The 17,889-nt window shown below is 69.8% G+C and carries 17 protein-coding genes; 16 read left to right on the forward strand and 1 reads right to left on the reverse strand.

Annotated elements, in window-relative coordinates; all coding sequences use genetic code 11:
* The first annotated feature begins 75 nt into the window (after positions 1 to 75).
* Genes ACFC96_RS24570 through nusB form a run of 3 tightly spaced genes read left to right on the forward strand, consistent with a single transcriptional unit; the run spans position 76 to position 2,249 of the window.
* Positions 76 to 1,194 carry an aminopeptidase P family protein gene (locus tag ACFC96_RS24570; RefSeq protein WP_376614102.1) on the forward strand — a complete coding sequence of 373 codons (1,119 nt, stop codon included), beginning with the start codon at positions 76 to 78 and terminating at the stop codon, positions 1,192 to 1,194.
* Between the two features lie 51 nt (positions 1,195 to 1,245).
* On the forward strand, positions 1,246 to 1,812 hold the full coding sequence (gene efp, locus ACFC96_RS24575; protein ID WP_376257453.1) for an elongation factor P: 567 nt from the start codon (positions 1,246 to 1,248) through the stop codon (positions 1,810 to 1,812).
* A 2-nt stretch (positions 1,813 to 1,814) separates the two neighbouring features.
* Positions 1,815 to 2,249 (forward strand): transcription antitermination factor NusB, encoded by a 435-nt coding sequence (gene nusB / locus ACFC96_RS24580; protein WP_376257455.1) that lies wholly within the window; start codon positions 1,815 to 1,817, stop codon positions 2,247 to 2,249.
* Positions 2,250 to 2,486: 237 nt separating this feature from the next.
* On the opposite strand, the gene bldD is transcribed toward nusB, so the two are convergent.
* A complete protein-coding gene (gene bldD / locus ACFC96_RS24585) occupies positions 2,487 to 2,987 on the reverse strand; it encodes a transcriptional regulator BldD (protein WP_100597417.1) in 501 nt (166 codons plus the stop codon).
* 243 nt (positions 2,988 to 3,230) lie between these two features.
* Here bldD and pyrR point away from each other — a divergent pair, with 243 nt between their 5' ends.
* The 13 genes from pyrR (at position 3,231) to metK (ending at position 17,858) form a co-directional block, all read left to right on the forward strand.
* Positions 3,231 to 3,806, forward strand: a complete 576-nt coding sequence (gene pyrR, locus ACFC96_RS24590) for a bifunctional pyr operon transcriptional regulator/uracil phosphoribosyltransferase PyrR (protein WP_116503417.1) — start codon at positions 3,231 to 3,233, stop codon at positions 3,804 to 3,806.
* A gap of 81 nt (positions 3,807 to 3,887) precedes the next feature.
* Positions 3,888 to 4,865, forward strand: coding sequence for an aspartate carbamoyltransferase catalytic subunit (locus ACFC96_RS24595; RefSeq protein WP_100597419.1), 978 nt, complete (start codon positions 3,888 to 3,890; stop codon positions 4,863 to 4,865).
* A 5-nt stretch (positions 4,866 to 4,870) separates the two neighbouring features.
* Positions 4,871 to 6,157, forward strand: a complete 1,287-nt coding sequence (locus tag ACFC96_RS24600; protein WP_376257457.1) for a dihydroorotase — start codon at positions 4,871 to 4,873, stop codon at positions 6,155 to 6,157.
* Between the two features lie 5 nt (positions 6,158 to 6,162).
* Entirely contained in the window at positions 6,163 to 6,783 is a 621-nt protein-coding gene (locus tag ACFC96_RS24605; RefSeq protein WP_376614185.1) for a hypothetical protein, read from the forward strand.
* Positions 6,780 to 7,922, forward strand: a complete 1,143-nt coding sequence (carA, locus tag ACFC96_RS24610; protein ID WP_376257459.1) for a glutamine-hydrolyzing carbamoyl-phosphate synthase small subunit — start codon at positions 6,780 to 6,782, stop codon at positions 7,920 to 7,922. The genes ACFC96_RS24605 and carA overlap by 4 nt, the downstream gene beginning before the upstream one ends.
* Positions 7,915 to 11,223, forward strand: a complete 3,309-nt coding sequence (gene carB, locus ACFC96_RS24615) for a carbamoyl-phosphate synthase large subunit (RefSeq protein ID WP_376257461.1) — start codon at positions 7,915 to 7,917, stop codon at positions 11,221 to 11,223. Before carA ends, carB begins: the two co-directional genes overlap by 8 nt.
* A 57-nt stretch (positions 11,224 to 11,280) precedes the next feature.
* Entirely contained in the window at positions 11,281 to 12,390 is a 1,110-nt protein-coding gene (locus ACFC96_RS24620) for a quinone-dependent dihydroorotate dehydrogenase (RefSeq protein ID WP_376257463.1), read from the forward strand.
* Positions 12,387 to 13,232 carry an orotidine-5'-phosphate decarboxylase gene (pyrF, locus tag ACFC96_RS24625; RefSeq protein ID WP_266668356.1) on the forward strand — a complete coding sequence of 282 codons (846 nt, stop codon included), beginning with the start codon at positions 12,387 to 12,389 and terminating at the stop codon, positions 13,230 to 13,232. The genes ACFC96_RS24620 and pyrF overlap by 4 nt, the downstream gene beginning before the upstream one ends.
* 482 nt (positions 13,233 to 13,714) lie before the next feature.
* Positions 13,715 to 14,038, forward strand: coding sequence for an integration host factor (locus tag ACFC96_RS24630; protein ID WP_026246651.1), 324 nt, complete (start codon positions 13,715 to 13,717; stop codon positions 14,036 to 14,038).
* 58 nt (positions 14,039 to 14,096) lie between these two features.
* Entirely contained in the window at positions 14,097 to 14,654 is a 558-nt protein-coding gene (gene gmk, locus ACFC96_RS24635) for a guanylate kinase (RefSeq protein ID WP_376614104.1), read from the forward strand.
* Between the two features lie 91 nt (positions 14,655 to 14,745).
* Positions 14,746 to 15,018, forward strand: a complete 273-nt coding sequence (gene rpoZ, locus ACFC96_RS24640) for a DNA-directed RNA polymerase subunit omega (RefSeq protein ID WP_005319902.1) — start codon at positions 14,746 to 14,748, stop codon at positions 15,016 to 15,018.
* A 131-nt stretch (positions 15,019 to 15,149) separates the two neighbouring features.
* Positions 15,150 to 16,400, forward strand: coding sequence for a bifunctional phosphopantothenoylcysteine decarboxylase/phosphopantothenate--cysteine ligase CoaBC (gene coaBC / locus ACFC96_RS24645; protein ID WP_376614105.1), 1,251 nt, complete (start codon positions 15,150 to 15,152; stop codon positions 16,398 to 16,400).
* Positions 16,401 to 16,649: 249 nt separating this feature from the next.
* Complete coding sequence (gene metK / locus ACFC96_RS24650; protein WP_376257467.1) at positions 16,650 to 17,858, forward strand: methionine adenosyltransferase; 1,209 nt, start codon at positions 16,650 to 16,652, stop codon at positions 17,856 to 17,858.
* Positions 17,859 to 17,889 lie beyond the last annotated feature (31 nt).

A 17,889-nucleotide genomic window follows, 5' to 3' on the forward strand; every position in this document is an offset into this window, starting at 1 on the left:
CTGCACCGGCCTCCTCGCCGCCCGTCCGGACGCGCTGACCGGGCCGCGTTCCCCCGCCGCTCGTACGCTCGAATCATGTCAGAGGTGTACGCGGCCCGCAGGGACCGGCTGAGGGAGCGCGCTGCGGCGGGCGGCAGTGCGGCCGTCCTCGTCTCGCGCCCCGCCAACGTTCGCTATCTCGCGGGCGCGGCGCCCGACGGCGCCGTCCTCCTGCTGGGGAAGGGCCCCGACGCCCAGGACGACGTCCTGATGTGCCGGCTGCCGCCCGGCGAGCAGCCCGCGGAGGGACACCCCGACGAGTCGCTGCGCGTCCAGGTGCTCGATGCGCCCGGCGGGGATCCCGCCGTCGCGGCCGCCGGCGTCGCGCTCTCCCTGGGGGCGGATTCGCTGGCCGTGGAGGAACACCATCTGACCGTGGCCAGGCACCGGGCGCTCGGCTCCGTGGCACCCCGGCTGCGCCTCGCCGACCTGGGCGGCGCCGTGGAGCAACTGCGGCTCGTCAAGGACGAGGAAGAGATCTCCTGTCTGCGCATCGCCGCCGAGATCGCCGACCAGGCCCTCGGTGAACTGCTCGAATCGATCCTCGTCGGCCGCACCGAACGCCATCTCGCCCTGGAACTGGAGCGCCGTCTGGTCGACCACGGCGCCGATGGCCCCGCCTTCCCGACCTCCGTCGGCACCGGGCCGAACTCGGGCCGCGGCGCCCACCGCCCCACCGATCGCCGCGTCGAGGAGGGCGACTTCCTCTCGGTCTGCCTCGGCGCCGCCTACCGCGGATACCGCTGCGAGATCGGCCGTACGTTCGTCATCGGAACCTCGCCCGCCGACTGGCAGATCGACCTGTACGACCTGGTCTTCGCAGCCCAGAGGGCCGGCCGGGAGAGCCTCGTGCCCGGCGCCGAGTGCCGTGAGGTGGACCGCGCGGCACGCCACGTACTGGACTCCGCGGGGTACGAGGACGGCCTCTCACAGCTCACCGGACACGGTGTGGGACTCGAAATCGACGAGGAGCCGCAGTTGGCCCCCGCGGCCATGGGTAAACTGGACCTTTGTGTGCCGGTCACCGTCGAACCGGGGGTCCACCTCCCGGGCCGGGGCGGTGTCCGGATCGATGACACGCTCGTCGTGCGCCCCGAGGCGGACGGCGGACCCGAGCTACTCACCATTACGACCAAGGAGCTGCTCGCGCTGTAACGGCGCGCGCCCCCGGGGTCGTCCATCGTCAGTCCAGGAGATTCCGCAACCGTGGCTTCCACGAACGACCTCAAGAACGGCCTGGTGCTCAAGCTCGACGGGGGCCAGCTCTGGTCCGTCGTCGAGTTCCAGCACGTCAAGCCCGGCAAGGGCCCTGCCTTTGTGCGCACCAAGCTCAAGAACGTGCTCTCCGGCAAGGTCGTCGACAAGACCTTCAACGCCGGCGTCAAGGTCGAGACGGCCACGATCGACAAGCGCGACATGCAGTTCTCGTACATGGACGGCGAGTACTTCGTCTTCATGGACATGGACACGTACGACCAGCTCATGGTCGACCGCAAGTCCGTCGGTGACGCCGCCAACTTCCTGATCGAGGGCTTCACCGCCACGGTTGCGCAGCACGAGGGCGAGGTGCTCTTCGTCGAGCTGCCGGCCGCCGTCGAGCTCGTCGTCCAGGAGACCGAGCCCGGTGTCCAGGGCGACCGCTCCACCGGTGGCACCAAGCCCGCCACGCTGGAGACCGGCCACCAGATCCAGGTGCCGCTCTTCATCACGACCGGCGAGAAGATCAAGGTCGACACCCGCACGAGCGACTACCTCGGCCGGGTGAACAGCTAACCGTGGCTGCTCGCAACACGGCCCGCAAGCGCGCCTTCCAGATCCTTTTCGAGGCAGACCAGCGCGGAGTCGACGTCCAGACGGTCCTCGCGGACTGGATCCGGCTCTCCCGGTCCGACACCCGGCAGCCGCCGGTCAGCGAGTACACGATGGAGCTGGTCGAGGGATACGCGCGCCAGACCGCGCGTATCGACGAGCTCATCTCGCAGTACGCCGTCGGGTGGACCCTGGACAGGATGCCGGTCGTCGACCGCAACATCCTGCGCCTGGGCGCCTACGAGCTCGTCTGGGTCGACGACACCCCGGACGCCGTGGTGCTCGACGAGGCCGTGCAGCTCGCCAAGGAGTTCTCCACGGACGACTCCCCGGCCTTCGTCAACGGGCTTCTGGGCCGCTTCAAGGACCTGAAGCCGACGCTGCGCCGCGACGAGGCGTAGCAGGCAGGCAGCGACAGCCGTCAGGCCCGGAGCGGAACACTGGTCAAGTGTTCCGCTCCGGGCCTGACGCTTTTCCGGGCCTGACGCTTTTCGGGTCGGGCGCTTTTCCGGGATTCCGGGACCGCCGGACCGCGGGCGGCTGTAGGACACGGGCGACAGGGCACGAGAACGCCGCAGGGGCGGGCCGCGAAAAGCGGCCCGCCCCTGCGGCGTGACGTTTCTGCCGACTTCTGTCTGTCAGAGGTCGTCGTGAGCGACAGCGCGACGCGCGTCGGCGTCCAGGACGCCCCAGCTGATGAGCTGCTCGGTGAGGACCGAGGGCGACTGGTCGTAGATGACGGCGAGAGTGCGCAGGTCGTCCTGGCGGATCGACAGGACCTTGCCGTTGTAGTCGCCGCGCTGGGACTGGATCGTCGCCGCGTAGCGCTGCAGGGGGCCCGCCTTCTCCGGCGGGACGTGGGCCAGGCGCTCCAGATCGAGAACGAGCTTCGGCGGCGGCTCGGCCGCACCGCCCGGCGTGGTGCCCGGCAGGAGTTCCTGCACCGGCACCCCGTAGAAGTCCGCCAGCTCCGCGAGGCGCTGCACGGTCACGGCACGGTCGCCGCGCTCGTACGAACCGACCACGACCGCCTTCCAGCGTCCCTGGGACTTCTCCTCGACACCGTGGAGGGAAAGGCCCTGCTGGGTGCGGATGGCGCGGAGCTTGGCCCCGAGCTGTTTGGCGTATTCGCTGGACATATAGCTCCCGGACGCTGTATCAACGTGCGGCTCCGCCGCGTGGCTGGTAACTCACTGTGAGGTTACGCAGCGTTACTTGGCTGCGTCAAGCCGAGTGGTCCGCTTCCGACCATCCCCCGGAACGGCGTGTCTCGCACCTCCAGGGGGGTGATTGGTGGCGTTGCGGGCCTGGTAGCGTTGACGGCGCAAATCCGACGTCCTTTAAGGTCCGTCCCGTGAGGCGGAGAAGGGGGTCCGTTTTTTATGGACATCAGCAGCTCCGATGAGGCACGCCCCGTACTCGAGGGTCCCGACATCGCGCGGGTACTGACCCGCATCGCTCACGAGATCGTCGAGCGCGCCAAGGGCGCCGAAGACGTCGTGCTCCTGGGCATTCCCACCCGCGGCGTCTTCCTGGCCCGCCGGCTCGCGGACAAGCTCGAAGAGATCACCGGACAGAAGATCCCGGTCGGCTCCCTCGACATCACCATGTACCGCGACGACCTGCGCATGCACCCGCCGCGCGCGCTGGCCCGCACGGAGATCCCCGCCGACGGCATCGACGGCCGCCTCGTCGTCCTCGTCGACGACGTGCTCTTCTCCGGTCGCACCATCCGCGCCGCCCTTGACGCCCTGAACGACATCGGGCGGCCCCGCGCCGTGCAGCTCGCGGTCCTCGTCGACCGCGGCCACCGCGAACTCCCCATTCGCGCCGACTACGTCGGCAAGAACCTCCCCACGTCGCTGCGGGAGACGGTCAAGGTCCAGCTCGCCGAGGAGGACGGACGCGACTCCGTGCTGCTCGGCGCCAAGCGGACCGCTCCGGCCGGCGAGCAGTAGCCACCCTCAGCCCGACCCTGAGGGTGCCGCCGCGCGCCCGTATGCCCGAATACTCCTGAACTTTCCTACGGAGCCTCCCCGATGATGCGACACCTCATCTCGGCCGCCGACCTCACCCGCGACGACGCCGTCCTCATCCTCGACACCGCCGAGGAGATGGCCCGGGTCGCCGACCGGCCGATCAAGAAGCTGCCCGCCCTGCGCGGCCGCACGATCTGCAACCTCTTCTTCGAGGACTCGACCCGCACCCGGATCTCGTTCGAGGCCGCCGAGAAGCGTCTCTCCGCGGACGTCATCAACTTCGCCGCCAAGGGATCCAGCGTCTCCAAGGGCGAGTCCCTCAAGGACACCGCCCAGACCCTGGAGGCGATGGGCGTCGACGCCGTCGTCATCCGGCACGGAGCCTCCGGCGCGCCCTACCGCCTCGCCACCTCGGGCTGGATCGACGCCCCGGTCATCAACGCGGGCGACGGTACCCACCAGCACCCCACGCAGGCGCTCCTCGACGCGTTCACGATGCGCCGCCGCCTCGTCGGCCGCGACGCCGGACTCGGCAAGGACCTCGAGGGCAAGCGCATCACGCTCGTCGGGGACGTCCTGCACAGCCGCGTGGCCCGCTCGAACGTCGACCTGCTGCACACCCTCGGCGCCGAGGTCACCCTCGTCGCCCCGCCCACCCTCGTCCCGGTCGGCGTCGAGACCTGGCCCTGCGAGGTCTCGTACGACCTCGACAGCACCCTGCCGAAGTCCGACGCCGTGATGATGCTGCGCGTCCAGCGCGAGCGGATGAACGCCGCCTTCTTCCCGACCGAGCGCGAGTACTCGCGGCGCTACGGCCTGGACGGCGACCGCATGGCGAAGATGCCCGAGCACGCCATCGTGATGCACCCGGGCCCGATGGTCCGCGGCATGGAGATCACCGCCGAGGTCGCCGACTCCGACCGCTGCACGGTCATCGAGCAGGTCGCCAACGGCGTCTCCATCCGCATGGCCGTCCTGTACCTGCTTCTGGGCGGCAACGAGCCCGCCGTCACCCACACCCGTACCGAGGAGAAGTAAGAACCATGAGCAAGATCCTTATCCGTGGTGCGAAGGTGCTCGGCGGCGAGCAGCAGGACGTCCTGATCGACGGCGCCGTCATCGAGGCGGTCGGCACCGGCCTGTCCGCCGAGGGCGCCGAGGTCGTCGAGGCCGGCGGCAAGGTCCTCCTGCCGGGCCTCGTCGACCTGCACACCCACCTGCGCGAGCCGGGCCGCGAGGACTCCGAGACCGTGCTCACCGGCACCCGGGCCGCCGCCTCCGGTGGCTACACCGCCGTGTTCGCCATGGCCAACACCTTCCCGGTCGCCGACACCGCCGGTGTCGTCGAGCAGGTCTACCGGCTCGGCCAGGAGTCCGGCTACTGCGACGTGCAGCCCATCGGCGCCGTCACCGTCGGCCTGGAGGGCAAGAAGCTCGCCGAGCTCGGCGCCATGCACGACTCCGCCGCCGGCGTCACCGTCTTCTCCGACGACGGCAAGTGCGTCGACGACGCGGTGATCATGCGCCGCGCCCTGGAGTACGTGAAGGCCTTCGGCGGCGTCGTCGCCCAGCACGCGCAGGAGCCCCGCCTCACCGAGGGCGCCCAGATGAACGAGGGCATCGTCTCGGCCGAGCTCGGACTCGGCGGCTGGCCCGCCGTCGCCGAGGAGTCGATCATCGCCCGCGATGTGCTGCTCGCCGAGCACGTCGGCTCCCGCGTGCACATCTGCCACCTGTCCACGGCCGGCAGCGTCGAGATCGTGCGCTGGGCCAAGTCCCGCGGCATCGACGTGACCGCCGAGGTCACCCCGCACCACCTGCTCCTCACCGACGAGATGGTGCGCACGTACAACCCCGTCTACAAGGTCAACCCGCCGCTGCGCACCGAGCGCGACGTCATGGCCCTGCGCGAGGCGCTCGCCGACGGCACGATCGACATCGTCGCCACCGACCACGCCCCGCACCCGCACGAGGACAAGGACTGCGAGTGGGCCGCGGCCGCCATGGGCATGGTCGGGCTCGAGACCGCCCTGTCCGTCGTGCAGCAGACGATGGTCGAGACCGGGCTGCTCGACTGGGCCGGCGTGGCCGACCGCATGTCCGTCAAGCCCGCGCAGATCGGCCGGGCCGACGGCCACGGACGGCCCGTCTCGGCAGGTGAGCCCGCGAACCTCGTCCTGGTCGACGCCGATTACCGTGGAGCCGTGGACCCCGCCGGCTTCGCCTCGCGCAGCCGCAACACGCCCTACGAGGGGCGTGAGCTGCCCGGGCGCGTCACGCACACGTGGCTGCGGGGCAAGGCCACGCTCGTCGACGGGAAGCTCGCGTGACACGACTGACGCAACCACTGGCAGTGCTCGCCGCCGAACGGAAGTCGGCGGACGTGACGGACTGGCCCGACCGGATCGGCTGGATCGTCGGACTGCTCCTCTTCATCGCGCTCGTCTACTGGCTGATGCGCCAGGGGTGGAAGTGGCGCGGCACGCTCCAGGGCGACCTGCCGCCGCTCCTCGCCGCGCCGTCCGCGCCGGGTCCGGCCAGACTTGAGCTGAGCGGCCGGTACCACGGCTCCACGACGGCGGGGCAGTGGCTCGACCGCATCGTGGCGCACGGCCTCGGCACCCGCAGCCGCGTCGAGCTCACGCTCACGGACGCGGGTCTGGACGTCGTACGCCCCGGAGCCACGGACTTCTTCATCCCCGCCGCACAGCTGCGCGAGGCCCGGCTCGACAAGGGCATCGCCGGCAAGGTCCTCACGGAGGGCGGTCTTCTGATCGTCACCTGGGGGCACGGGGACAAGCTGATCGACTCCGGCTTCCGCTCCGACCACGCGGCGGAGCAGGCCGAGTGGGTCGAGACCCTCAACAACATGATCGATACGAACAGCACAAACAGTGCAGACAACAGCAGCAGCATGAACAGCACGACCATCACGACGGAAGGCACCGCACGATGACGACCTCCACCCGGGGAGCCGCCAACGCTCCCGCCGTACTCGTCCTGGAGGACGGCCGCATCTTCCGCGGCCGCGCCTACGGGGCCGTGGGGGAGACCTTCGGCGAGGCGGTGTTCAACACCGGCATGACCGGTTACCAGGAGACGCTGACCGACCCGTCGTACCACCGCCAGGTCGTCGTGATGACCGCCCCGCACGTCGGCAACACCGGCGTGAACGACGAGGACCCCGAGTCGAAGCAGATCTGGGTCGCGGGTTACGTCGTGCGGGACCCCGCGCGCGTCCCCTCCAACTGGCGCTCGCGCCGCTCCCTCGACGAGGAGCTGCGCAAGCAGGGCGTCGTCGGCATCAGCGGCGTCGACACCCGCGCCCTCACCCGCCATCTGCGTGAGCGCGGCGCCATGCGCGTCGGCATCTTCTCCGGCAACGCACTGCCCGACGACGGCACGATGCTCGCCGAGGTGCGCCAGGCGCCCGAGATGAAGGGCGCGAACCTCGCCGCCGAGGTCGCCACCAAGGAGGCGTACGTCGTCCCCGCGATCGGTGAGAAGCGCTTCACCGTCGCCGCCGTCGACCTCGGCATCAAGGGCATGACCCCGCACCGGATGGCCGAGCGCGGCATCGAGGTGCACGTGCTGCCGGCGACGGCCACGGCCGAGGACATCTACGCCGTCCGGCCGGACGGCGTGTTCTTCTCCAACGGCCCGGGCGACCCGGCCACCGCCGACGGCCCCGTCGCGGTCATGCGTGAGGTCCTCTCCCGCAAGACCCCGCTGTTCGGCATCTGCTTCGGCAACCAGATCCTCGGCCGCGCCCTCGGCTTCGGCACCTACAAGCTGAAGTACGGCCACCGCGGCATCAACCAGCCGGTGCAGGACCGCACGACCGGCAAGGTCGAGGTCACCGCGCACAACCACGGATTCGCCGTCGACGCCCCGCTCGACAAGGTCTCCGACACCCCCTTCGGCCGCGCCGAGGTCTCCCACGTCTGCCTGAACGACCAGGTCGTCGAGGGTCTGCACCTCCTCGACCAGCCGGCCTTCAGCGTCCAGTACCACCCCGAGGCAGCGGCGGGCCCGCACGACGCGGCCTACCTGTTCGACCGCTTCGTAGAGCTCATGGAGGGCCAGCGTGCCTAAGCGCACCGATATCCAGTCCGTCCTGGTCATCGGTTCCGGACCGATCGTCATCGGCCAGGCCGCCGAGTTCGACTACTCGGGCACCCAGGCCTGCCGCATCCTGCGCGCCGAGGGCCTGCGGGTCATCCTCGTGAACTCCAACCCGGCGACGATCATGACCGACCCGGAGATCGCCGACGCCACGTACGTCGAGCCGATCACCCCCGAGTTCGTCGAGAAGATCATCGCCAAGGAGCGCCCCGACGCGCTCCTGCCGACCCTCGGTGGCCAGACCGCGCTCAACACCGCGATCTCCATGCACGAGCAGGGCGTCCTCGAGAAGTACGGCGTCGAGCTCATCGGCGCCAACGTCGAGGCGATCAACAAGGGCGAGGACCGCGACCTCTTCAAGGGCGTCGTGGAAGAGGTCCGCAAGAAGATCGGGCACGGCGAGTCCGCCCGCTCGGTCATCTGCCACTCCATGGACGACGTGCTCAAGGGCGTCGACACCCTCGGCGGCTACCCCGTCGTCGTCCGCCCCTCCTTCACCATGGGCGGCGCCGGCTCCGGCTTCGCGCACGACGAGGAGGAGCTGCGCCGCATCGCCGGCCAGGGCCTGACCCTGTCTCCCACCACCGAGGTGCTCCTGGAGGAGTCCATCCTCGGCTGGAAGGAGTACGAGCTGGAGCTGATGCGCGACAAGAACGACAACGTCGTGGTCGTCTGCTCCATCGAGAACTTCGACCCGATGGGCGTCCACACCGGTGACTCGATCACCGTCGCCCCGTCGATGACCCTCACCGACCGCGAGTACCAGCGCCTGCGCGACATCGGCATCGCGATCATCCGCGAAGTCGGCGTCGACACCGGCGGCTGCAACATCCAGTTCGCGATCAACCCCGACGACGGCCGGATCATCGTCATCGAGATGAACCCCCGCGTCTCCCGCTCCTCGGCGCTCGCCTCCAAGGCCACCGGCTTCCCGATCGCGAAGATCGCCGCCAAGCTGGCCGTCGGCTACACGCTCGACGAGATCCCGAACGACATCACCGAGAAGACGCCGGCCTCCTTCGAGCCGACGCTCGACTACGTGGTCGTGAAGGCCCCGCGCTTCGCCTTCGAGAAGTTCCCGTCCGCCGACTCCACCCTCACCACCACCATGAAGTCGGTGGGCGAGGCCATGGCGATCGGCCGCAACTTCACGGAGGCACTCCAGAAGGCGCTGCGCTCCCTGGAGAAGAAGGGCAGCCAGTTCACCTTCGTCGGCGAGCCCGGCGACAAGGCCGAGCTCCTGGCCGAGGCCGTCCGCCCGACCGACGGCCGCATCAATACCGTCATGCAGGCCATCCGCGCCGGCGCCTCCCAGGAAGAGGTCTTCGAGTACACGAAGATCGACCCCTGGTTCGTCGACCAGCTCTTCCTCATCAAGGAGCTCGCCGACGAGCTGGCCGCCGCCGAGCGCCTCGACGTCGACCTGATCGCCGAGGCCAAGCGGCACGGCTTCTCCGACGCCCAGATCGCCGAGATCCGCGGCCTGCGCGAGGACGTCGTCCGCGAGGTCAGGCACGCGCTCGGCGTCCGCCCCGTCTACAAGACGGTCGACACCTGCGCCGCCGAGTTCGCCGCGAAGACCCCGTACTTCTACTCCTCGTACGACGAGGAGACGGAGGTCGCGCCGCGCACCAAGCCCGCGGTGATCATCCTGGGCTCCGGTCCGAACCGCATCGGCCAGGGCATCGAGTTCGACTACTCCTGCGTCCACGCCTCCTTCGCCCTGAGCGAGGCCGGCTACGAGACCGTGATGGTCAACTGCAACCCGGAGACCGTGTCCACGGACTACGACACCTCCGACCGCCTGTACTTCGAGCCGCTGACGCTCGAGGACGTCCTGGAGATCGTCCACGCGGAGTCCCTCGCGGGCCCGATCGCGGGCGTCGTCGTCCAGCTCGGCGGCCAGACCCCGCTGGGCCTGTCGCAGGCGCTCAAGGACAACGGCGTACCGGTCGTGGGCACCTCGCCCGAGGCCATCCACGCCGCCGAGGACCGCGGCGCCTTCGGCCGCGTCCTCGCCGAGGCCGGACTGCCCGCGCCCAAGCACGGCACGGCGACCACCTTCTCCGAGGCCAAGGCCATCGCCGACGAGATCGGCTACCCGGTCCTCGTCCGCCCGTCGTACGTCCTCGGCGGCCGCGGCATGGAGATCGTGTACGACGAGACCCGCCTCGCCTCGTACATCGAGGAGTCCACGGAGATCTCCCCGTCCCGCCCCGTCCTCGTCGACCGCTTCCTCGACGACGCGATCGAGATCGACGTGGACGCGCTCTACGACGGTCACGAGCTCTACCTCGGCGGGGTCATGGAGCACATCGAGGAGGCCGGTATCCACTCCGGCGACTCGGCGTGCGCCCTGCCCCCGATCACCCTGGGCGGCTTCGACATCAAGCGCCTGCGCGCTTCGACCGAGGCCATCGCCAAGGGCGTCGGCGTCCGCGGCCTGATCAACATCCAGTTCGCCATGGCCGGCGACATCCTGTACGTCCTCGAGGCGAACCCGCGTGCCTCGCGCACCGTCCCCTTCACCTCGAAGGCGACCGCGGTGCCGCTCGCCAAGGCCGCCGCGCGCATCTCGCTCGGCGCGACCGTGGCCGAGCTGCGCGCGGAGGGCCTGCTCCCGAAGACCGGCGACGGCGGCACCCTGCCGCTGGACGCGCCGATCTCCGTCAAGGAGGCCGTGATGCCGTGGAGCCGCTTCCGCGACATCCAGGGCCGCGGCGTGGACACCGTCCTCGGCCCGGAGATGCGCTCCACGGGCGAGGTCATGGGCATCGACTCGGTCTTCGGCACGGCGTACGCCAAGTCGCAGGCCGGTGCGTACGGCCCGCTGCCGACGAAGGGCCGCGCGTTCATCTCGGTCGCCAACCGGGACAAGCGCACGATGATCTTCCCGGCGCGCGAGCTCGTCGCACACGGCTTCGAGCTGCTCGCCACGTCCGGCACCGCCGAGGTGCTGCGCCGCAACGGCATCAACGCCACGGTCGTGCGCAAGCTCAGCGAGGGCGAGGGCCCGAACGGCGAGAAGACGATCGTCCAGCTCATCCACGACGGCCTGGTCGACCTCATCGTCAACACCCCGTACGGCACGGGCGGCCGTCTCGACGGCTACGAGATCCGTACGGCGGCGGTGGCGCGCAGCGTCCCGTGCCTGACCACGGTGCAGGCCCTCGCGGCCGCCGTGCAGGGCATCGACGCCCTCAACCACGGTGACGTGGGCGTCCGTTCACTCCAGGAACACGCGGAACACCTGACCGCGGCCCGCGACTAGCAGCCCACTGAGGGGGACATCGGAAACGGTGTCCCCCTCTGTGTGAGGACACCCACGATGTACAAACTGTTCTTCAACCTCGTCTTCAAGCGCATGGACCCGGAGAAGGCCCACTACCTGGCCTTCCGCTGGATCCGCCTGGCGGCCCGCGTCCCCGTGCTCCGCACGTTCGTCGCGGCCGTGCTCGCGCCCCGTCACAAGGAGCTGCGCACGGAGGCCCTCGGCCTGCGCATGCACGGCCCCTTCGGGCTCGCCGCCGGCTTCGACAAGAACGCCGTCGCGATCGACGGCATGACGATGCTCGGCTTCGACCACATCGAGATCGGCACCGTCACGGGCGAGCCGCAGCCCGGCAACCCCAAGAAGCGCCTGTTCCGCCTCGTGCCGGACCGCGCGCTGATCAACCGCATGGGCTTCAACAACGAGGGCTCCGCGGCCGTGGCGGAGCGCCTGGCGGCCCGCAAGCCCGCTTTCAGGGCTACCGTCGGCGTGAACATCGGCAAGACCAAGGTCGTCCCCGAGGAGGAGGCGGCCGGCGACTACGTGAAGTCGACCGAGCGGCTCGCCGCCCACGCCGACTATCTCGTCGTGAACGTCTCCTCGCCGAACACGCCCGGCCTGCGCAACCTCCAGGCCACCGAGGCGCTGCGCCCGCTCCTGACCGCCGTGCGCGAGGCCGCCGACCGCACCGTCACCTCGCGCCGCGTCCCCCTCCTGGTGAAGATCGCGCCCGACCTGGCCGACGAGGACGTGGACGCCGTCGCCGACCTGGCGGTGGAGCTCGGCCTCGACGGGATCATCGCCACGAACACCACCATCGCGCGCGACGGCCTCGGCCTGACCTCCGACCCGTCCCTCGTGAAGGAGACTGGCGGCCTGTCCGGCGCGCCCCTCAAGGCACGCTCCCTGGAGGTCCTCAGGCGCCTCTACGCGCGCGTGGGCGACCGGATCACCCTGGTGGGCGTCGGCGGCATCGAGAACGCCGAGGACGCCTGGCAGCGCATCCTCGCCGGTGCCACCCTCGTCCAGGGCTACAGCGCCTTCATCTACGAAGGGCCGTTCTACGCCCGCGCCGTCCACAAGGGCCTCGCCGCCCGCCTGAACACCTCGCCGTACGCCACCCTCGCCGACGCCGTCGGCGCCGACGTGAAGAAGGCCCACGCATGACGGTTCTCGAACCCTTCGGTGCCCGCCTGCGCCGCGCCATGGACGAGCGCGGCCCCCTGTGCGTCGGCATCGACCCGCACGCGGCGCTGCTGTCGGCGTGGGGTCTGAACGACGACATCGACGGCCTGGAGCGCTTCACGCGGATCTCCGTCGAGGCGCTCGCCGACACCGTCGCCGTCGTCAAGCCGCAGTCGGCGTTCTTCGAGCGCTTCGGCTCGCGCGGCGTCGCCGTCCTGGAGCGCGCCGTCGCGGATCTGCGCGCCGCCGGCACGCTCGTCGTCATGGACGCCAAGCGCGGCGACATCGGCTCCACCATGGCCGCGTACGCGGAGACCTTCCTGCACAAGGACTCCCCGCTCTTCTCGGACGCCCTGACCGTCTCGCCGTACCTCGGCTACGGGTCCCTGAAGCCGGCCGTCGACCTGGCCCGCGAGTCCGGCGCCGGGCTCTTCGTCCTCGCCCTCACCTCGAACCCAGAGGGCGGCGAGGTCCAGCACGCCGTCCGCGCCGACGGGCGCAACGTGGGCGCGACGATGCTCGCCCACCTCGCCGAGGAGAACGCCGGTGAGACGCCCATGGGCTCCTTCGGCGCCGTCGTCGGGGCGACGCTCGGGGACCTGTCCTCGTACGACCTGGACATCAACGGTCCGCTCCTCGCCCCGGGCATCGGTGCCCAGGGCGCGACCCCGGCGGATCTGCCCGGCGTCTTCGGCGCGGCCGCGCGCAACGTCGTCCCGAACGTCAGCCGGGCCGTGCTGAAGGCGGGCCCCTCGGTCGCCGCCCTGCGCGAGGCGTCGGTCCGCTTCGCCGACGAGGTCCGTGCGGCGGTCGTCGCCGCCTGACCCGGTCCGAACGCCCGAAGGCCCCCGCACGCGCGTGCGGGGGCCTTCGGCATGCCCGTGAGGGATCCGGAATGCGGGCACCAGGTCACGGATTCGCAGCTGTTCTTGGTGCTGAGAGGTACTGCCGAGGTGCTGCCGAGGTGCGAAAACGGTCTTCGCGGGGGCCTTCGAGAGCCTCCTTGACCATTCCGTGATGTTTCAGCGGGGCCTCGGGGAGGGGCTCGCGTCCGGATCCGGGCAGAAATCCGGGGTCATATGTCTGTAATGTCTGGCTCGACGGAGGCTGACCAGGACTTTTCGTCTGTTCTCGCTGACTCAGGCGGTCCTGGCCGCTAGTCTCCGTCGAGTGGGGGCACCTCCCACGCTCTCAAGGCAGTGGGGGAGAAACGGGCGAGCGTTTTGCTCGTTGCTCCCCAGGTGAGGGGCGACTAGGTTCCTCACCGGTCCGTATCCGACAGTTCGACATCCGAGGTGACGTAGGCGTGGCTCTTCCGCCCCTTACCCCTGAACAGCGCGCAGCCGCGCTCGAAAAGGCCGCCGCGGCTCGCCGGGAGCGGGCCGAGGTCAAGAATCGACTCAAGCACTCCGGCGCCTCCTTGCACGAGGTCATCAAGCAGGGTCAGGAGAACGACGTCATCGGCAAGATGAAGGTCTCCGCCCTCCTCGAGTCCCTCCCGGGCGTGGGCAAGGTCCGCGCCAAGCAGATCATGGAGCGGCTCGGCATTTCCGAGAGCCGCCGCGTGCGCGGGCTCGGTTCCAACCAGATCGCGTCCCTGGAGCGCGAGTTCGGCAGCACCGGCGCCTAGTCCTCCTTGTCCGGACCGACTGGTCCGGGCATGCGGGGATAGCTGGAATAATCGCTGCATGAGTGAACGTCCGCGGCTGACCGTGCTCTCCGGCCCCTCCGGGGTCGGCAAGAGCACGGTCGTCGCTCATATGCGCAAGGAACACCCCGAGGTCTGGCTGTCGGTTTCGGCCACCACCCGCAAGCCGCGCCCCGGCGAGAAGCACGGTGTCCACTACTTCTTCGTCACCGACGAGGAAATGGACAAGCTGGTCGCCAACGGCGAACTGCTGGAGTGGGCCGAGTTCGCGGGCAACCGGTACGGGACCCCCCGCCGGGCCGTCCTGGACCGTCTCGAGTCGGGCGAACCCGTCCTCCTCGAGATCGATCTCCAGGGCGCCAGGCTCGTCCGCGAGTCGATGCCCGAGGCCCAGCTGGTCTTCCTCGCCCCGCCGAGCTGGGAGGAGCTGGTCCGCCGGCTCACCGGCCGCGGGACCGAGGCTCCCGAGGTGATCGAGCGCAGACTCGCGGCCGCCAAGATCGAGCTCGCCGCCGAGGCCGAGTTCGACACGACCCTGGTCAACACCTCCGTCGAGGACGTGGCCCGCGAGCTGCTAGCCTTGATGAGAGTTGTTTGATCTTCGATCTATTTGTGATCTCGAATTCCGCCGGAGCAATCCCGCGTTCTTCTGATCGCAGGTGATCTTCAATCCCATCGGAAGGCAGAGAGTGTCCTCTTCCATTACCGCGCCCGAGGGCATCATCAACCCGCCGATTGATGAGCTGCTCGAGGCGACCGACTCGAAGTACAGCCTCGTGATCTACGCCGCCAAGCGCGCGCGCCAGATCAACGCGTACTACTCGCAGCTCGGTGAGGGCCTGCTCGAGTACGTCGGCCCGCTGGTGGACACCCACGTCCACGAGAAGCCGCTCTCGATCGCGCTCCGCGAGATCAACGCGGGGCTGCTGACGTCCGAGGCCATCGAGGGCCCGGCTCAGTAATCAGTCAGTTTTCCTCACCACAGGCCCGACAGCGCGACTGTCGGGCCTGTGGTGTGTCATGGAGTCGTACGTCTCCGAGGGGAGTCGTAGGTTCCCGAGTGCGGGAATCCGAGTGCGGGGAGGCACGGACGGTGGACAAGCCCAAGGTCGTTCTGGGGGTCAGCGGAGGAATCGCCGCCTACAAGGCGTGCGAGCTCCTGCGCCGGCTGACCGAGTCGGGACATGACGTACGCGTCGTGCCGACCGAGTCCGCCCTGCACTTCGTGGGCGAGGCGACCTGGTCGGCGCTGTCCGGAAACCCGGTCTCGACCGAGGTGTGGGAGTCCGTCCACGAGGTCCCGCACGTCCGCATCGGGCAGCACGCCGACCTCGTGATCGTCGCGCCCGCCACCGCCGACATGCTCGCCAAGGCCGCGCACGGCCTGGCCGACGACCTCCTCACGAACACGCTCCTGACCGCCCGCTGTCCGGTCGTCTTCGCCCCCGCCATGCACACGGAGATGTGGGAGCACCCGGCGACGCGGGAGAACGTGGCCACGCTCCGCCGCCGCGGCGCCCTCGTCATCGAGCCCGCCGTCGGCCGCCTCACCGGCGTCGACACGGGCAAGGGCCGGTTCCCCGATCCGGTGGAGATCTTCGAATTCGTACGCAGGGTTCTCGCGCGCGGCGATCGGGCGACCGTCCAGGACCTCGCCGGACGCCACGTCGTGATCAGCGCCGGCGGCACCCGCGAGCCCCTCGACCCGGTCCGCTTCCTCGGCAACCGCTCCTCGGGAAAGCAGGGGTACGCCCTCGCGCGTACGGCGGTCGCCCGCGGCGCCCGCGTCACCCTCCTCGCGGCCAACGCGACGCTGCCCGATCCGGCCGGTGTCGACGTCGTCCACGTCGGGACGGCCGTGCAACTGCGCGAGGCCGTCCTCGAGGCGGCGCCGGAGGCGGACGTGGTGGTCATGGCGGCCGCGGTGGCCGACTTCCGCCCCGAGACGTACGCCACAGGAAAGATCAAGAAGAAGGACGGTCAGGAGCCGGAGCCCATCGTCCTGGTCCGCAATCCCGACATCCTCGCCGAGCTCTCGGCGGACCGGCCCCGCCCCGGGCAGATCGTCGTCGGATTCGCCGCCGAGACGGACGACGTCCTCGCCAACGGCCGCAAGAAACTGGCCCGAAAGGGCTGTGACCTGCTCGTCGTCAACGAGGTGGGGGAGCGCAAGACCTTCGGCGCCGAGGAGAGCGAGGCCGTCCTGCTCGGCGCGGACGGCAGTGAGGCCCCGGTGCCTCACGGCCCGAAGGAAGTGCTCTCCGACACGATCTGGGACGAGGTCGTCCGGCTCCTGCCCATCGGGGACGCGCGGGCCCAGGAGCGGATCTACGACGGCGAGTGAATGCCACTTTCGCTCCAGCGGAGGCACCGAACCACATAGATCTATTACAATTCGGACAGCTTCGCCTCTTCCTAAGAGCGATCGTCGTACCGCAGAATGCAGTGCCGCTGGTCACAGCGCTCCCAAGTGGCGAGACGCGTGGTCCGACGGCCGAGAGTGACCGATAAACTGGTCACGGACGACGCCGGGCGCAGCCCCCGGCCGTCCGCAAATGATCAGCCAGCAGCCGCTGCAACCACAGGGAGCGTTGTGTCCCGTCGCCTGTTCACCTCGGAGTCCGTGACCGAGGGTCACCCCGACAAGATCGCTGACCAGATCAGCGACACCATTCTCGACGCGCTTCTGCGGGAGGACCCGACCTCCCGGGTCGCCGTGGAGACGCTCATCACCACGGGCCTCGTGCACGTCGCCGGTGAGGTCACGACCAAGGCGTACGCGCCGATCGCGCAGCTCGTGCGCGAGAAGATCCTCGAGATCGGTTACGACTCCTCGAAGAAGGGCTTCGACGGCGCCTCCTGCGGCGTGTCGGTGTCCATCGGCTCACAGTCCCCCGACATCGCCCAGGGCGTCGACACGGCCTACGAGTCGCGTGTCGAGGGTGACGAGGACGAGCTCGACAAGCAGGGCGCGGGCGACCAGGGCCTGATGTTCGGCTACGCGTGCGACGAGACGCCCGAGCTGATGCCGCTCCCCATCCACCTCGCGCACCGCCTCTCGCGGCGCCTGTCCGAGGTCCGCAAGAACGGGACGATCCCGTACCTGCGCCCCGACGGCAAGACCCAGGTCACCATCGAGTACGACGGCGACAAGGCCGTCCGCCTCGACACGGTCGTGGTCTCCTCCCAGCACGCGTCGGACATCGACCTCGAGTCGCTGCTCGCCCCCGACATCCGCGAGTTCGTCGTGGAGCACGTCCTGGGCCAGCTCATCGAGGACGGCATCAAGCTGGACACCGAGGGCTACCGCCTGCTGGTGAACCCCACCGGCCGCTTCGAGATCGGCGGCCCGATGGGAGACGCCGGCCTGACCGGTCGCAAGATCATCATCGACACGTACGGCGGCATGGCCCGCCACGGTGGCGGCGCCTTCTCGGGCAAGGACCCGTCCAAGGTCGACCGCTCGGCCGCCTACGCGATGCGCTGGGTCGCCAAGAACGTCGTCGCGGCCGGCCTGGCCACCCGCTGCGAGGTCCAGGTCGCGTACGCGATCGGCAAGGCCGAGCCGGTGGGCCTCTTCGTCGAGACGTTCGGCACGGCCGCGGTGGACACGGACAAGATCGAGCAGGCGATCACCGAGGTCTTCGACCTCCGCCCCGCCGCGATCATCCGCGACCTCGACCTGCTCCGCCCGATCTACGCGCAGACCGCCGCGTACGGTCACTTCGGCCGTGAGCTCCCCGACTTCACCTGGGAGCGCACGGACCGCGTGGACGCGCTGCGCAAGGCCGCCGGTATCTGAGCGACCGCACGGCGGACGACGCCTGTACGTG

This window comes from Streptomyces sp. NPDC055955, assembly GCF_042270245.1.
In the GTDB taxonomy this organism is placed as follows: Bacteria; Actinomycetota; Actinomycetes; order Streptomycetales; family Streptomycetaceae; genus Streptomyces.

Bases quoted from the DNA above. Each gene is read 5' to 3' on its own strand.
- carA (WP_376257459.1), top strand. From the start codon at position 6,780: ATGACGACCTCCACCCGGGGAGCCGCCAACGCTCCCGCCGTACTCGTC.
- pyrR (WP_116503417.1), top strand. From the start codon at position 3,231: ATGGACATCAGCAGCTCCGATGAGGCACGCCCCGTACTCGAGGGTCCC.
- ACFC96_RS24570 (WP_376614102.1), top strand. From the start codon at position 76: ATGTCAGAGGTGTACGCGGCCCGCAGGGACCGGCTGAGGGAGCGCGCT.
- ACFC96_RS24620 (WP_376257463.1), top strand. From the start codon at position 11,281: ATGTACAAACTGTTCTTCAACCTCGTCTTCAAGCGCATGGACCCGGAG.
- bldD (WP_100597417.1), bottom strand. From the start codon at position 2,987: ATGTCCAGCGAATACGCCAAACAGCTCGGGGCCAAGCTCCGCGCCATC.
- pyrF (WP_266668356.1), top strand. From the start codon at position 12,387: ATGACGGTTCTCGAACCCTTCGGTGCCCGCCTGCGCCGCGCCATGGAC.
- gmk (WP_376614104.1), top strand. From the start codon at position 14,097: ATGAGTGAACGTCCGCGGCTGACCGTGCTCTCCGGCCCCTCCGGGGTC.
- ACFC96_RS24595 (WP_100597419.1), top strand. From the start codon at position 3,888: ATGATGCGACACCTCATCTCGGCCGCCGACCTCACCCGCGACGACGCC.
- ACFC96_RS24600 (WP_376257457.1), top strand. From the start codon at position 4,871: ATGAGCAAGATCCTTATCCGTGGTGCGAAGGTGCTCGGCGGCGAGCAG.